Here is a 625-nt window from a genome sequence, read left to right as displayed (position 1 = left end):
CTTGGCGTTGATCCGGACCGGCATCCCGGTTTCGAGACTGCGGTTGACCGCGAGCGTGGCCAAAGTCGTCGAAACGAGCGACTCGACGGAAACCGGCATCGAGACACCGGTCGTCAGCGCGTTGACGAACGCTTCGAGCTCGGCGACCTGCCCCTTGTCCCGGCCCTTGGGGATACGGGAGCTCGCCCACTTCTTGCGGCCGAACACCGACGCGCGCGCGAAGTCGTCGAACTTCAGCACCTTGCCGTCGGCGGTGACGTCGATCGTCTCCTTGGGGAACGCCGGCGAACCGCTGGTGGTGTACGCGATCGACGCGGTCGAGCCGTCCGGGTAGCGCAGCAGGATCTGCAGGTCCTGGTGGCCGGGTGTCGCGGTCGCGTACACCGACACCGGGTCGGAGCCGAGCAGCCAGCTGACCGTGTCGATGAAGTGGCCGCCCTCGCCCGCGAACCGCGAACCCTCGCTGTCGGACTGGTTGTACCAGCTGTTCGCGTCGAGATGACCGGCGTTGACCAGGTACCGCACGGAGGCCGGACCGATCCGCGGTCCGAAGTGGAGCATCGACTCGTTCAGCAGCGGCGCGAACCGGCGGTTGAACCCGACCTGCAGCCGGTCGTTGCCGGAT

Annotated in this window: 1 protein-coding gene; it reads right to left on the bottom strand. The window is 67.4% G+C overall.

Features of this window, described 5'->3' with window-relative positions; translation table 11 throughout:
• A partial coding sequence (locus DMC61_RS41070; protein WP_370456458.1) for a Gfo/Idh/MocA family protein occupies positions 1–625 on the bottom strand: 625 nt, incomplete at both ends.

Source organism: Amycolatopsis sp. WAC 04169 (assembly GCF_003947535.1).
Classification (GTDB): domain Bacteria; phylum Actinomycetota; class Actinomycetes; order Mycobacteriales; family Pseudonocardiaceae; genus Amycolatopsis; species Amycolatopsis keratiniphila.
Note: the sequence above shows the minus strand (reverse complement) of the source record. Positions and strands in the feature narration are given on the sequence as shown.